Genomic DNA, 13,841 nt, shown 5'->3' with positions numbered 1-13,841 from the left:
CCGGGTTGGCGAAAGGCTGGGGGAATGCGATCGATCCGCCTCATCAAGGTAAAGCTGCGTACCTCCGGCGACTGCGATCGTCCAGTCCTGCCTGTCCACCGCCGCCAAATAGGGCATCAGCGCGCCCCACTCGCTCCGCCGGCTGTTCACCACCAGGCCGTGACTGCCACTGGATCTGGCCCCATCCGAATCCCAACTTCCGACTTGCAGAATCTGCCGCTGTTGTATCGGTTCGCCGCTTGCCACTCTCTTAGGCTTCGGGCGAACCCAACCTGACGGCAGTGGAAGAGGAACTGTGGCTGGCGTGAACCTTGGCAGGGACTGGCGGATGCTGCTCGGTGGGCAGCTCACCGGAGCTGTCGGCGGAAATACCTATCTCACGACTTCACCGTCCACAGGTAAACCACTGGCGAAGGTACCCGCAGCGGACGGACGAGACGTCCAGATCGCCGTGCAAGCTGCCCAGAAGGCGCAGCGTCAATGGCGCCGGGTCGCCCCGCGAGAGCGCGCTGACGTACTCCGCCAGGTAGCCACGATTGTCATCGACAACGCACACGAGCTGAGCAGGCTGGATGCACTGGATTGCGGTAATCCGATCACGGCCATGTATCGCGATGTGATGGAGGCCGCGTCCACTCTCCAGCATTTCGCCAACTGGGCAGATCACCTTTCCGGTATCAGCCCGGTCTCCGATTCTCAACATCTGCACTACACGGTGCGTGAGCCGTTCGGCGTAGTAGCCCGCATCGTGCCGTACAACCACCCGATCATGTTCGCTGCAACGAAGATCGCAGCGCCGCTGATGGCGGGCAACGCAGTGATTCTCAAGGCGTCCGACCAGGCGCCCCTGTCGGCCTTGCGACTCGGTGAACTGGTGGCAGGTGTTATACCTACGGGACTGCTGAGCATCCTGACCGGGCACGGGCGCGAGGTCGGTGCCGACCTGGTCGCGCACCCGGGCGTCCGTCGCATCGCCTTCACCGGTAGCGTGGCCACCGGCCAGGCTGTCCTGCGATCGGCTGCGGCAACGGGAATCAAATCGGTCTCGCTCGAACTCGGCGGAAAAAACCCCATGATCATTCTGTCGGACGCGGACGTGAACGCGGCTGGCGCGGGTGCCGTGGCCGGAATGAACTTCGCCTGGACCGCAGGCCAGTCCTGCGGTTCGACCTCACGGCTGCTAGTCCACGACTCGGTCGCCGACGAGATCATCGAGCGAGTGGCCGAAGGCATACGCGCGTTGCGCATGGGAGATCCGCTGGACGAGAGCACCGAGATGGGCTGCCTTGTCAGCCAGCAGCATCGCGCGCATGTGCTCTCCTACATCGAGCGGGGTGACGCTGCTGGGCTGGTGCGCATCGACGGCGGGCAGGAGGTGGACGGTAGAGGTGCCTTCGTTGCACCCACCGCATTCCTCGACGTCCCCGCCGATTCGGTGCTCGCCTCGGAGGAGATCTTCGGCCCGGTGCTCGCCATCTCCCGCTTCTCCGACGAGGAGAAAGCGCTTCATGCCGCCAACGGCACCGAATTCGGACTCACCGCGAGCATCTGGACGCAGGATCTGGGCCGCGCACACCACATGGCACGACAGGTGGAGGCCGGCTACGTCTGGGTCAACACCGCGTCTCAGCATTTTGCGGGCCTGCCATTCGGCGGAGTGAAGAACTCCGGTCTGGGGCGAGAAGAGAGCGTCGACGAGCTGCACTCGTTCACCGAAACCAAGTCGGTGACTGTCCGGGTTGGCAGCTGAAACGAAAGGGTCGATAGGGAAGTGAGCAAGCAGGTATACGACGGTGTCGTGATCGGCGCGGGACAGCATGGTCTGGTCCTGAGCAGCTATCTGGCCCGTCAGGGATTGAAGATCCTCCTCGTTGAGAGGCGGCTGAATTACGGCGGTGGCCTCTCCACGGAAGAGGTCACAGCACCTGGTTTTTACCACAATCTACACTCCATCAACCATTTCAGCATCAGCTCCACGCCGTGGTTCCGTGACCTGAACCTGCAGGCGAAGACGCGTTACATTACGCCGCGCTACGAGTTCGCGCAGCCGCACACTGACGGCACCGCACTGGTCTTCTCGCGTGATCTAGACGAGACGGTGCACAACATCGCCCGCTTCTCCCAGAAGGACGCCGCCACGTTCAAGGAATGGAACGTCAAGGCGGAGGAGATGACGCGTCGAATCTTCTTGAAGGAACGCTTCAGTGAGCCGTTGAGCGAGGCCGCACGGGCTGAGCTGCTCAGCAAGACGACGCTGGGTTCGGAGTTCCTCGCCCTCACCGGGCGTCAGCCTGGTGACGTGGTTGAGGAACTGTTCGAGGATGAGCGCGTCAAGGTGCTGTTCCTGTTCAAGCTGTCACTGTTCGGCACCGTGCTGCACGAGGCCCTCGGCGCACCGAGCCCCCTCGGGTCACTCATTCGCGCTTTTGATCTGGCCACGGGCTACGAGCTGTGCGAGGGAGGCAGCTTCAACCTAGCCCGCGGGCTCATGGAGACCTTCCTCGAGCACGGCGGGCACTACGTGAACCAGACCGAGGTCGACCACATTGTGGTCGAGAACGGGCGCGCCACCACCGTGGAGTTCCGCAACCGCCCCGCCGTCGCGGTGCGCGGTTTCGTGGCGAGCGCCCTGGACGTGCATCAGACCTTCCAGAATCTGCTCGGCAGCCAACATCAGCCCGCACCGTTCGTCCAGAAGGTCAACGACTTCAAGGACACGGCTTGGACGCTGGTGGGGGTGCATCTCGCACTGAAGGAGGCGCCGCAGTACCGGTCCGCGGAGTTCGATCCGAACGTCAATCAGGCCCTGAAGTACAACATCGGGTCCGAGACGCTGGCCAGCCTGAACGCCGCCCACCAGGACGTCATCGATGGTCGTATTCCACGAGAGGTGCAGTTCGGTGCCGGCGCGCTGTCCGTGCTGGACCCGAAACAGGCGCCGGACGGACGGCACACCGCCTATGCCTGGCACATCGCACCCTTCGCGCCGGACGGTGACCCCGCCAACCTCAAGGCCGCGGAGACGGAGATGACCGATGCGATCATGGCGAAGTGGCGTGAGTACGCGCCGAATATGACGCCCGACAATGTGATCGCCTCGTACACCTACACCGCTGCCGATTACAGCGTGCACCTGCCCAACATGCGCAACGGCGACATCTTCATGGGCGCCTTGACCAGCGACCAGGTACTGCACAACCACTTCGGCTACCGGACGCCGGTTCCCAACGTCTACTACGCCGGTTCGGGCGCGCACCCGAACGGCGCGATCACCGGCGGCGCCGGCTACATCACCGCCGGCATCATCGCCAACGATCTGGGGCTGCAGCCGTGGTGGACCCCCCTCAATGCCGAGACCGAGTTGGCAGGCTTGACCGATGGCTGAGGCACAACGCGCTGTCGCGGTCGTGACCGGCAGCGGGCAGGGCCTGGGTCGCGCCTTCGCGCAGCGACTGGCAGCCGATGGCTTCCGCATCGTGGTCGCCGACGTGCAAGCCGATGCCGCGGCAGCAGTCGCCGATGAGCTGTGTCGGTTGCACGGCACCGGTGCCGCCGTGGCGGCACCGGTGGACGTCTCCGACGAGGACAGCGTCGGTGCGCTGGCCGAGCAGGTCCAGCGCGACGCCGGACGATGGGATGTGCTGGTCAACAACGCCGCGGTGTTCTCCTCGCTGTCGATGAAGCCGTTCGGGGAGATCCCGGTCGCGGAGTGGGACATGGTGATGGCGGTCAACGTGCGCGGTGCCTTCCTCTGCTGCCGGGCCGCGGTCCCCGCAATGCGGAAGCTGGGCCGCGGCAAGATCGTAAACGTCGCGTCCGCGGCGGTCTTCCAGGGGCGGCCCAACTACCTACACTACGTCTCCTCGAAGGCAGCGCTCATCGGGTTGACCGGGGCACTGGCGTCCGAAGTGGGCAATGACGGCATCACTGTCAACGCAGTGGCACCCGGGTCGACCGAGACGGAGGTGCCACGCTCGACCGTCACGCCCGACCAGGTGCAGCAGATCATCGCCCGGCAGGCCATCCATCGGCGCCAGGTGAGCGATGACGTTGTCGGTGCGGTGTCCTTCCTGGTTTCCGCCGACAGCGACTTCATCACGGGGCAGACGCTCACGGTAGACGGCGGGAGCGTGTTCAGATGACGGCCACGCCGCTGGTGCTGAGCCTGGCCTGCTGGGACTACGACCGCACCCGCCGTTTGCTCGACGGCCAGGTCAGCGTCCCGGGAGTCACACTACAGGCGCTGATCCACCCAGTGGAGGAGACGTTCTTCCGGATGCTGCGATGGCGCGAGTTCGACATTTCGGAGATGTCACTCTCCTCCTACGTGATGTCCGTCTTCAGCGACCCGAAGCCCTTCGTGGCGATCCCGGTGTTTCCCTCTCGTGCGTTCCGGCACGGGGCGATCTACGTTCGCGGCGATTCGCCGCTGACCCAACCCAATGAACTCGTCGGCGCGACTGTCGGCATCCCCGAGTACCAGATGACGGCATCCGTCTGGATCCGCGGCATCCTCGCCGAGCACTACGGTGTGCCCGTCGAGTCCATCTCCTACCGCACTGGCGGACTGCACGACGCGGGGCGAACGGAGAAGGTTCGACTGCAGTTGCCTGATCACCTCGACGTCCGCCCCGCACCAGAAGACCGGACATTGGAGCAGATGCTGCTCGCCGGCGAGTTGGATGCGCTCTACAGCGCACGCGCCCCGCGCGCCTTCCGTCCCTACGACGCGACCGGTGCGGACTCGATCCGGCGGTTGATCAAGGATCCGATGCGCGAGGAACAGAAGTTCTTCGAGAAGACCCGGATCTTCCCGATCATGCACACGGTAGTGATCAAGCGAGAGGTGTACGAAGCGCATCCGTGGGTCGCACGGGAACTGTTCAACGCGTTCTGCCAGGCACGCGATCTCGCATACGCCGAACTGAATGAGGTCACTGCACTGAAGCACATGCTGCCGTGGGGGGTGCAGCAGGCCGAGGAGGTGCGCCAACTCATGGGACCGGACTTCTGGGCGTACGGCCTGGAACCCAACCGGCATGTACTGGAGACGTTCTTGCGCTACTCCTACGAGCAGGGTCTCTCACCGCACGTGTTGCAGCCGGAGGACCTGTTCGCCCCGGAGACCCACGCGAACATCCTTATCTGAACCCATCCCACTGCCACCAGGAGGACATGTGCGCGAGCAGGTACCACCCGCAACGCGCAGCATCGACGATGCTATCCGGGAGAACGCCGTAGCTGCGCCCCTGTCACCGGCCTACATCGAACCAGGCGGCAGCCTGACCTGGCGCGCGTACGACGGGTTCATCAGCCTGCTCGGCAAGGAACTGCTGGAGCGGGGGCTCGGGCCCGGCGATCGCGTCGGTGTCTGGATGCACGACGGCGCGGCCGTGCACGTCGCGCTGGCCGCCTGCAACCGCGCCAGGCTGGTCGCCGTCGGCCTAGGGGCCCGCTCGGGCGAGCGAGAGCTTGAGCACGTGTTGAGGCGAAGCCGGGCGCGGGCGCTGATCACGCCGCGTGAACTGCGCGGAGTGGATGCACACGACGTCTTCGCACGGTTACGCAACACTCTGCCGGACCTGGCCGAGCACGTGCTGATCGACGACGCGCTGTCGCCGCTGAACGGCACGCTCACCGATGCAGGACCAGAGGATCTGGTGCGCAGCACCAACGAACTCTTCCCACCTCGGCCGTGCCGTCCGGGCGAGTTGGTCCTCGTCAACTCGACCTCCGGCACGACCGGCCTGCCCAAGTGCGTGGCACACGACGAACTGCGTTGGCACAAGTTCCACGAGTATTCCGTCGACTCCGCGCGGTTGACGCCGGACGACGTCTGCATGAGCGTCGTGCCAGCGCCCTACGGCTTCGGGCTGTGGAGCGCACACTACACACCGTCGTTCCTCGGGACACCCTGCCTGGTGCTGCCGCGCTTCGACGTCGAGCAGACGCTGACCATGCTGGAACAGCACCGGGTCACCGTTCTGATGGCGGTCTCCACGCAGTTCATCATGCTGCTCGGGCACCCGCGCTTCGCCTCGACCGATCTCAGCCGGCTCCGCGCCATGTTCACCGGCGGTGAGGCCATTCCACCCTACAAGGCCAAACTCTTCGAGGAACAGACCGGCTGCACGGTCGTCCAGTTCTACGGCTCCAACGAATCTGGCGCGCTCAGCTACACCACGATTGACGACCCGCAAGAGAAGCGGCTGACTACAGCCGGAAAGGTGATCCTGGAGGTCCGAGTGCGCATGTTCGACGCACACCGGAACGAGGTCCCCCTCACCGGAACGACCGCTCAGCCGGCGAACAATGGCGACATCCGATCCCTAGGGTACCTGGACGATCCCGAGGCCAACTCCGAGCTGTACACGCCGGACGGCTGGATGCTCATGGGAGATCTGGTCACCGTCGATAACGAGGGCTACCTGACCGTCGTGGGGCGCACCTCGGACGTCATCATCCGCGGCGGCAAGAACATCTCCGCACCAGCCGTCGAGGCAGAGGTCGCCACCCACCCAGCGGTAGCTCGCTGTGCGGCGGTCGCCGTACCGGACGAGACCTTCGGCGAGCGCGTATGTATCTGCGTGGTGCTCCACGACGGCGCGCAGTTGTCCTTCGACGAGCTGCTCACGCACCTACGTGAGCGCGAAGTCAGCGTGGAGTGGCTTCCCGAGCGGATGCTGGTGATGGATGACCTGCCGATGTCGAGCGGAGGTAAGGTCGCCAAGCAGGTCCTACGCGATCAGGTCGCCCGATTGCCCAACGATCGCCTGCTGCCTAACACCGTTAGCCGCTGACCTTCTGCAGCCGAGAATGTCGAGCGTGGCCTCGTGGCGCCGCTCACGCCACATCTTAGCGTCTGTGCAACAAGTCAGCCGAACCTCCACAAGGCCCGTCAGTGGAGCCCGTGCCCGCCCCCTAGAAAGCTGGTTTCGCGCATGAAACGCATGCACGTGACATTCGGCGCCGCTGCCCTGGCAGCCTGCCTGACCGTTTCCGCCTGCAGTTCGAAGTCATCGCCATCCTCGAGTGGTGAACGGGACAAGGTTGCTGGCTGCCCCACGGCCAATCCCGACGCGGGGAAGGCCGACGCGGACCGCAGCGCCATCCTGCACTACGGTGATGCCCCCGCCAGCTCGCTGGACCCGATCCGCCAGGTCGAGGGCAGTGAGATAACCGTCCTGCACACTATCTACGACGCGCTGGTGAAGCTGGATGACACCGGTAAGCCGGTGCCCGAGTTGGCAACGTCCTGGAAGATGATCGACGACGACACGATGGAGTTCAAGCTCCGTGGCGGAGTGAAGTTCCAGGACGGCACCGCGTTCGATGCAGATGCGGTCAAGTTCAACATAGAGCGGGCCAAGACCGATGACACGTCGACCATCAAGTCGCTGCTGGCGACGGTGCAGAAGGTGAGGGTCGTCGACCCGCTGACGGTCCAATTCGACCTCCAGCCGCCGAACCCGGGTGCGCTGCCGATCACTCTCGCCGGGCGGGCCGGCATGATGGTCTCCCCCACCGCGGTCAAGAAGACCGGCAGTTCCGAGGCTTACAACGCGCACCCAGTCGGTGCGGGTCCGTACCGCGTCGATGGTGACTGGCACCCGGTTGAATCGATCAAGGTGCGGACCTGGGATGGCTACTGGAACGCCGACAACCGCCTGCTCGGCGGCATCGACTTCAAGCGGCTGTCCTTCGACGCGAGCGTAGGTGCCCTGAAGTCCGGCGACCTGGATCTGCAGATCGTGGACACCGGTGAGGTCGCGACGCTGTGCGGCGACGACGGGATGCGGGTCACGATCTCGCCCACCAACGAACTACGCATGTTCGTGATGAACATGGCCTGGGCTCCGTTCGACAATCTGAAGGTGCGGCAGGCGATAGCGTACGCACTGGACCGCAAGACCCTCGCGAGCGTGATGACGAACGGGCTTGCCGAGCCGGCCTACCAGTGGTTCCGCGAGGGCCAGCTTCCCTATGACAAGTCCCTGGACTCGCAGTACAACTACGACCCGGAGAAGGCCAAGAAACTGCTGACCGAAGCCGGATACACGGACACCGAGAAGCTCAGCTTCCGCTCCGAGATCGGCACCGGCGTCGCCACATACCAGCGGATGGGAGAGATCATCCAGTCCGAGCTGGCCAAGGTCGGCATCGAGATGGATCTGCAACTCGTTGATCGCAACGCGATGGTGGGGCGGCTCTACGGCGTCGGTGGCGCCGAGATCAAGGTCGGCTCCTCGCCACTGGCGGTCGCCGCTGTGGATCAGCCGTCGGAGCGCTTCATCAAGTACCTGTACGCCGATGGCACCCTTAACCCGTCTAAGAAGGAGCTCTCCGGACTGAAGGAGCTGGTGGAGGAAGCCGACGGCACCGAGGACGAACAAAAGCGCGCCGAGCTGTTCCAGAAGGCAGCGAAGCTGGTCAACGACGAACTGGCCGGCGGCATTCCGCTGTACTTCGTGCCGGGTGTGACCGCCTACGCCGACTATGTGGGCGGGGTGAAGGTCGGTGCCACACGCGCCGATCTCAAATTCGACGGCGTCTACATCACCAAGGGTAAGAAGCCCATCAGTGACCGTAAGTAACGCAGCCCGACATGTCCCAGTCAGGAGAGTTTAGAACACATGGCCTTCACTAACAGAATCGCTTTCATTACCGGTGCGGCCCGCGGCATCGGCAAAGCGATGGCGACCGACATCGTCACCGCCGGCGGTAGCGTCGTGATCGCAGACATCGACCTGGCAGCCGCTGAGGGCACGGTCCGCGGGCTACCCGCGGATCGTGCCCTCGCGGTGGAATGCGACGTCAGCAACGTCACGTCGGTCGAGGCTGCGGTCAAGATTGCGGTGGCCGCCTTCGGCGGACTGGACGTGCTGATCAACAACGCCGCCCTGCACCTTATGACGTGGAATCGTCCGGTCACGACCCTGACCGTCGACGAGTGGCGTCAACTCATGGACGTCAACGTGCTCGGAATCGTGAACTGTGCCCGGGCTTGTCGCCCGTACCTCGCCCAGCGGCCCGGAGCGGCGGTTTTGAACATATCCTCGATCGCCGGATTCGAATCGTACAACGCCTATGGGGTCAGCAAGCTCGCCGTGCGCGGGCTGACCACCGCGCTGGCCAAAGAACTCGCAGAGGACGGCATTCGTGTCAACGCGCTCGCACCCGGCGCGATCGACTCGGAGAACGCCATGGACGAGTTGCCGTCGGATCTGCTCACTGACCTGATCCAGGTCAAACAGCTCATCAAACGGCAAGGAACACGCGCCGACCTGGTCCAAGCGATGCGCTTCCTCTGCTCGGACACCGGGTCCTTCATCACCGGCGAGACGCTTATCGTCGGCGGCGGCCACCCGCTGAGGGTCTGACATGAACCGCGAGTACCTCGGGCACCTTCTGCCCGCCACTATCGAAGAGAAGATCACACCCCGGCAGACCGCAGTGGTGGTCGTGGACGTGCAGAACGATTTCGTACACCCGGACGGCTATTTCGGTGGCAGCCCAGCGTTGCAGGCAATCGTCGAGCCAATTCGGGATCTGACCGTAGCAGCCCGTGCAGCAGGTGCCGGTGTCCACTTCATCCGCATCGAGCAGGAGGCCGATGGCTCCAGCGCATCAGCGGTGTGGATCTCGGAGGCGCTCGGGAAGGGATACGAGCCCAGGCAATGCATCGCCGGTACGTGGGGTGCTCAGATCGTCGACGAACTGAGTCCACTGCCGGGCGATCATGTGCACGTCAAGAGGCGACGCAGCTCCTTCCGCGGCACGCGGCTGGAGCAGTCGTTGCGGAAGGCAGGCGTACGATCGGTGATCGTCACGGGTCTCGCAGCCAACGGGTGCGTCGAATACACGGCACGCGATGCGTTCGAGCTCGACTTCCACCCGATTGTGGCCTTCGATGCGATCGCCAACGCGACCGATCAGCCGGGGCACTCCTGGGCACCACACTATGCGGCATTCTTGCCGGAGCAGAACCTGGTGACGACCGGTCAAATCACCTCGATCTGGAAGGTTCCACAAAAGCCCTGAAGAGGAGCACTGTACGTCGAGAGGTGGGGCGCGGCATCGGGATCAGCAGGCGCCCGGAGCCGGTCAGGTGTCACGGAAACTCGGCATCGTACGGACCAGTTCCACGCCCGCTGGATCCAATGGGGCAGTAGTCACCCTGGCTATCCCTGGATATCGAGCTTGGCGGCGGTTCTTACGTAGGATCCAGCGGGTTCATCCCGATCATATGCGGGCATCAGCCCAATTCACCGGTGAGTCCGGCCTTCTTGACCATGCGGCCCCATCGGGAACTGCGGGCGAAGGCCTGGGCGATGGCCACACCGCTCGGTAGGTCTCCGTCGGCATGGCGGTTCTGCTGCGCCCATCGCCAGGCCTCTCGCTGCAGCACCCGGCCGTTCCCGTCGTGCTCGGCAGGCAAGTCGGCGTCCTCCTTCTGCTCTTCTTGTGGCTCGCCTCCGCCCACCGACTTGAATCCCCATCGAGCGAGATCATCGGTGTGCCCACTTGGGCACACCAGACTGGCAGGAGTGGGTAGAACGCCGCAGAACCCGGCTCAACCCGATAGGCGCGACCAGCGTTAACAGCAAACCCGCAGGTGAGAACCCTATTACCGGTCCGGTTCGATTCCCGTCACCCGCTCCAAGAGCAAAGGCCCAGGTCAGGGAGTACATCCCCACCCGGGCCTTGACTGTTCCTGTGGCTCTTTGATCTTCGTGTGCCATTAGCGTGCCATTAGCCGTTGATCAGCCCACCGGAGCCAACACCCCGGCCGCGCCGTCGTCGTCCTCGCCGCCAGGGTCGTCGGCCGCGCCGATGTGCCGGTCGATCGCGTCCGTGATCGCCTTGTCGGCACCGCGGACTGCGTGCTGATAGATCATCGCTGCCCGCACGTTGTCGTGACCCATCCGCGCCATCAGATCCTTGAGGCCCGCGCCGGATTCAGCCGCCAGCATGTTTCCAGTGTGGCGAAGATCATGGAAGTGCAGGCCAGGCATGCCCATGTCCTTGACCACGTCCACCCAGCGCGTACGGGTGTTGAAGCCGCTACGCCGCAGCGGCCCGCCCTTGGCACCAGGGAAGAGCAGCGCGCCCGGTTCGTCCTTGACGTACGTGCTCAGGTGCTCACGTAGCGCGGGAACGATGGCCTGCGGGATGCCGACGACCCGAAGCCCCGCTTTGGACTTGGGTGGACCGAGCACCAGCTCACCCGTGGAGCGTAGGTGTAGGGATCTCGGGTCACGCCGCCGCCCCGTCCTTGCTACTGGCGTTGCCGTTCTTCGCGGCGACGGCAGCGGAGCGGGGAGCGCGCATCTCGCGGACTCGGATGGAGTAGGCCAGCCGTCCGTTTCCGTTGACGTACGGGGTGACCGAGATGCCGTCGAACTCGACCGGCGTGAAGGGCAGGCCCGGCATCTGGGCCGGGGGAACCGGCTGAACCGGGGCCACGATCTTCACGGCGACCGTCTTCTGAGCGGGCTTGACCTCCGGGTCGGCGTCCATGACGGCGATCTGCCAGACGAGCTCCCCCGTCTCCTTGTCGCGCGCCTGGACGAACCTGCCGTTGGTCGAGGCGTCGAAGTCCTTGACCTGCTCGACCGCGCCCACGAGGTAGCAGCCGTGCGGAAACACCTTGTCGAAGGTGACGGGGATGGGACCTTGAAGAGCCATGGTGGTTCCTACTCTCTCGACTGATAGGCACTTAACCTATCAAGGGTTCGACAATAAGAGAGCCCACTTGCTAGGTCAAGTGCCTAGGAGCGAAACGAGCGAAAGAGGTAGGAGTTCCAGAAGTCATTCCGGACGCGGGAGCCGACGAAGCGCTGTCAGACGATGAGGAGCCATCTATCTCCGTTCGGCCGGGGAGTGCCCTCACTCTTGAGGCTAGATCTCTTGAGTGAAGTAGGCGTACGGAGCGACCGACACACCCTCGGACACCTTGCGCTCGTCGTCCTCGTCGGCATTCGGATCAAGGTCACGAGCCCATCGCGAGTCCATCGACCAGACGGCGAACCCGGCGTGGAAATCGAAACCGATGTCCGAAGGGGTGCTGGTGTAGCCCTTCGCTGTCAGGTCATGCACAACGTCATCGAGGAAGCGGAAGGTCAGCTGGACGCCATCGAGGAAGACTTCCTCCTGCCCGTCGCCGGAGTATCCGATCTCGACGAGTTCCACGAGATCCTCCGGGGTGTAATGGACGACGAGCATGGGCGTGGTGGCGTAGACGTCCCTCTGGCTGGGCCGCTCATGGACCGGAGGGCCGATTCGACGCTCCACCTCCGACCGGGATTCTCCGATCTTGACGAGCGCCACGCCAATGCCCGGGAGGATCTCCATGGGACAAATGGTGCCAGAGGGATACCGGAAGCGCGTGCAGATGCCGAACGCCGATGGGTGATCGCCACATTAACGGCGTACTTCACATGATCAGCTGAGCGGATAGGCGTCTTCCAGCTCATGACGGTCGGCGGGGAGCACCACGGCGAGCACGGCGAGGGGACGCCCGCCGGGATCGCGTACGGCCGCATACACGTCGAGAACCGGCGTGTTCTTTGGCATGCCAAGCTGCTTGACTTCCTCCGTGCTCGGCATGCGCGCGGTGATCTGCTCGACTACGTGATCAAAGCGGACGCCCTTGCGTGCCTGGACGTGATCGCGTGCCCCTTGCGCGAGGGGTTGGGCGCTCGTCAGGTCGGTGCCCTCCGACAGGTCCAGCGGCAGCCACAGTGACACGATCTCAGACGGCTCATCCCCGCGCGATACGAGGCGCCGGCGAAGGAATGCCTTGCTCTTGGGCGGCAGGTCGAGCAGCGCGGCAACCCGGTTGGGTACGGCTACCGCCCCGGCCTCCAGGAGCTCACCGGGCAACCCTGTTTCCGGGGTGGTCAAGTAGGCGTGACCGGGGCGAGCTTGCTCGACCGAGGCGAGCGCAGGACGGCCCCGCACGAACCGGCCCTTGCCTTGCTGGGATTCGATCCACCCCTGTTCGCGGAGCACGCGCAAGGCGGCAACGACAGTCGGCCGAGACACGCCGAACTCTTGGATCAACTGGTTCTCACTGGGGAGAAGCGATCCGGGAGGGTAGTGTCCCGCCTCGATACGCCGCTGAAGCGTCTGCACAAGCTGTGCATACTTCGGGGGCACGGACTCTAGAGACATCACGACCGTCCAGCAGCCGACAGGTTGTTTTACCAAGTTTGAGCCTAGACCGGCTCAGCGGTTCTGTCACTTCCTCCACCCGATCCGGCACCGGCCGCACGAAGAGAGGGAGTGGGGGTCAAGGAGGGAAGACGGCAGGGCCACGCACGGACCACGGGGGCTTGCGGGCGTACGCGGCCCTGCCGGGGAAAGGCGCGACGGAGCAGGATTCATGTACGCCAACCGGCCCCTACCCCGCCAGTCGGCTCACTGCCCCGCCGCGCCGATCTCAGCGCCGCACGTAGGCGGCCAACACCTGCGCCGCGCCCTCCACGTCGGAGACCGGGTGCCGCTTCTCAGCCGACTGCCAGGAGAAGTACGCCCCGCCGTACCCGACGAACACCCACACCGGCAGCCCACGACCGCCAGGGGGACTCACCATGAGCGCGGTGTTGTTGTCGCGCAGTTCCGCGACAATGCCGAGCTTGAGGAGTTCGTAGCGGAGCCGGATCAGCTTGTTCGCCTCCGCCGTCTGATTCATGTTCGCCACCGCAGCGGCATCAATGGGGTTCATCACCCGTTCCCTTCGGCCCGGCCCCTTGGAGAAAATCGAAACAGTCGAGGCAGTCGAGGCAATCCCGCTCCCCATCCGATTCGCTCTGATCTCCCTGCGTCGGGAGGCCGCT

The 13,841-nt window shown here is 64.4% G+C and carries 14 protein-coding genes; 8 read left to right on the top strand and 6 right to left on the bottom strand.

Features of this window, described 5'->3' with window-relative positions:
• Positions 1-295 precede the first annotated feature (295 nt).
• The 8 genes from Mth01_RS23340 (at position 296) to Mth01_RS23305 (ending at position 10,041) form a co-directional block, all read left to right on the top strand.
• Entirely contained in the window at positions 296-1,750 is a 1,455-nt protein-coding gene (locus Mth01_RS23340; RefSeq protein WP_239089932.1) for an aldehyde dehydrogenase family protein, read from the top strand.
• Positions 1,751-1,771: 21 nt separating this feature from the next.
• The gene (locus Mth01_RS23335) at positions 1,772-3,385 is read left to right on the top strand and encodes a phytoene desaturase family protein (RefSeq protein ID WP_204018071.1); all 1,614 of its coding nucleotides are present in this window, start codon (positions 1,772-1,774) and stop codon (positions 3,383-3,385) included.
• A gap of 22 nt (positions 3,386-3,407) precedes the next feature.
• Positions 3,408-4,142 carry an SDR family NAD(P)-dependent oxidoreductase gene (locus Mth01_RS23330; protein ID WP_204018070.1) on the top strand — a complete coding sequence of 245 codons (735 nt, stop codon included), beginning with the start codon at positions 3,408-3,410 and terminating at the stop codon, positions 4,140-4,142.
• The gene (locus Mth01_RS23325; protein WP_204018069.1) at positions 4,139-5,149 is read left to right on the top strand and encodes a substrate-binding domain-containing protein; all 1,011 of its coding nucleotides are present in this window, start codon (positions 4,139-4,141) and stop codon (positions 5,147-5,149) included. Before Mth01_RS23330 ends, Mth01_RS23325 begins: the two co-directional genes overlap by 4 nt.
• Positions 5,150-5,177: 28 nt before the next feature.
• A complete protein-coding gene (locus tag Mth01_RS23320; RefSeq protein ID WP_204018068.1) occupies positions 5,178-6,800 on the top strand; it encodes a class I adenylate-forming enzyme family protein in 1,623 nt (540 codons plus the stop codon).
• A gap of 141 nt (positions 6,801-6,941) precedes the next feature.
• Positions 6,942-8,594, top strand: coding sequence for an ABC transporter substrate-binding protein (locus tag Mth01_RS23315; RefSeq protein ID WP_204018067.1), 1,653 nt, complete (start codon positions 6,942-6,944; stop codon positions 8,592-8,594).
• A gap of 39 nt (positions 8,595-8,633) precedes the next feature.
• On the top strand, positions 8,634-9,380 hold the full coding sequence (locus Mth01_RS23310) for an SDR family NAD(P)-dependent oxidoreductase (RefSeq protein ID WP_275409012.1): 747 nt from the start codon (positions 8,634-8,636) through the stop codon (positions 9,378-9,380).
• A 1-nt stretch (position 9,381) separates the two neighbouring features.
• The gene (locus tag Mth01_RS23305; RefSeq protein WP_204018065.1) at positions 9,382-10,041 is read left to right on the top strand and encodes a cysteine hydrolase family protein; all 660 of its coding nucleotides are present in this window, start codon (positions 9,382-9,384) and stop codon (positions 10,039-10,041) included.
• A 214-nt stretch (positions 10,042-10,255) separates the two neighbouring features.
• Here the strand turns inward: Mth01_RS23305 and Mth01_RS23300 are convergent, their stop codons facing one another.
• From Mth01_RS23300 to Mth01_RS23275, 6 genes are all read right to left on the bottom strand, one after another.
• On the bottom strand, positions 10,256-10,438 hold the full coding sequence (locus Mth01_RS23300; protein ID WP_204018064.1) for a hypothetical protein: 183 nt from the start codon (positions 10,436-10,438) through the stop codon (positions 10,256-10,258).
• Between the two features lie 325 nt (positions 10,439-10,763).
• Positions 10,764-11,219 carry a tyrosine-type recombinase/integrase gene (locus Mth01_RS23295; protein WP_204018063.1) on the bottom strand — a complete coding sequence of 152 codons (456 nt, stop codon included), beginning with the start codon at positions 11,217-11,219 and terminating at the stop codon, positions 10,764-10,766.
• Positions 11,220-11,256: 37 nt separating this feature from the next.
• Positions 11,257-11,688 (bottom strand): plasmid replication, integration and excision activator, encoded by a 432-nt coding sequence (locus tag Mth01_RS23290; RefSeq protein WP_204018062.1) that lies wholly within the window; start codon positions 11,686-11,688, stop codon positions 11,257-11,259.
• A 213-nt stretch (positions 11,689-11,901) separates the two neighbouring features.
• Complete coding sequence (locus Mth01_RS23285) at positions 11,902-12,354, bottom strand: hypothetical protein (protein ID WP_204018061.1); 453 nt, start codon at positions 12,352-12,354, stop codon at positions 11,902-11,904.
• 90 nt (positions 12,355-12,444) lie between these two features.
• Positions 12,445-13,176: a GntR family transcriptional regulator gene (locus Mth01_RS23280; RefSeq protein ID WP_239089940.1), complete on the bottom strand. Its 732-nt coding sequence runs from the start codon at positions 13,174-13,176 to the stop codon at positions 12,445-12,447.
• A gap of 268 nt (positions 13,177-13,444) precedes the next feature.
• Positions 13,445-13,729: a hypothetical protein gene (locus Mth01_RS23275; protein ID WP_204018059.1), complete on the bottom strand. Its 285-nt coding sequence runs from the start codon at positions 13,727-13,729 to the stop codon at positions 13,445-13,447.
• Positions 13,730-13,841 lie beyond the last annotated feature (112 nt).

Source organism: Sphaerimonospora thailandensis, from assembly GCF_016863115.1.
Classification (GTDB): Bacteria; Actinomycetota; Actinomycetes; order Streptosporangiales; family Streptosporangiaceae; genus Sphaerimonospora; species Sphaerimonospora cavernae.
The sequence above is the reverse complement of the archived record's forward strand: the minus strand, read 5'-3'. Positions and strand labels throughout refer to the sequence as shown.

What these genes read in the sequence shown, in the direction of transcription:
- Mth01_RS23325 (WP_204018069.1), top strand. Translation starts at nt 4,139, where the DNA reads ATGACGGCCACGCCGCTGGTGCTGAGCCTGGCCTGCTGGGACTACGAC.
- Mth01_RS23315 (WP_204018067.1), top strand. Translation starts at nt 6,942, where the DNA reads ATGAAACGCATGCACGTGACATTCGGCGCCGCTGCCCTGGCAGCCTGC.
- Mth01_RS23310 (WP_275409012.1), top strand. Translation starts at nt 8,634, where the DNA reads ATGGCCTTCACTAACAGAATCGCTTTCATTACCGGTGCGGCCCGCGGC.
- Mth01_RS23305 (WP_204018065.1), top strand. Translation starts at nt 9,382, where the DNA reads ATGAACCGCGAGTACCTCGGGCACCTTCTGCCCGCCACTATCGAAGAG.
- Mth01_RS23290 (WP_204018062.1), bottom strand. Translation starts at nt 11,688, where the DNA reads ATGGCTCTTCAAGGTCCCATCCCCGTCACCTTCGACAAGGTGTTTCCG.
- Mth01_RS23285 (WP_204018061.1), bottom strand. Translation starts at nt 12,354, where the DNA reads ATGGAGATCCTCCCGGGCATTGGCGTGGCGCTCGTCAAGATCGGAGAA.
- Mth01_RS23280 (WP_239089940.1), bottom strand. Translation starts at nt 13,176, where the DNA reads ATGTCTCTAGAGTCCGTGCCCCCGAAGTATGCACAGCTTGTGCAGACG.
- Mth01_RS23275 (WP_204018059.1), bottom strand. Translation starts at nt 13,729, where the DNA reads ATGAACCCCATTGATGCCGCTGCGGTGGCGAACATGAATCAGACGGCG.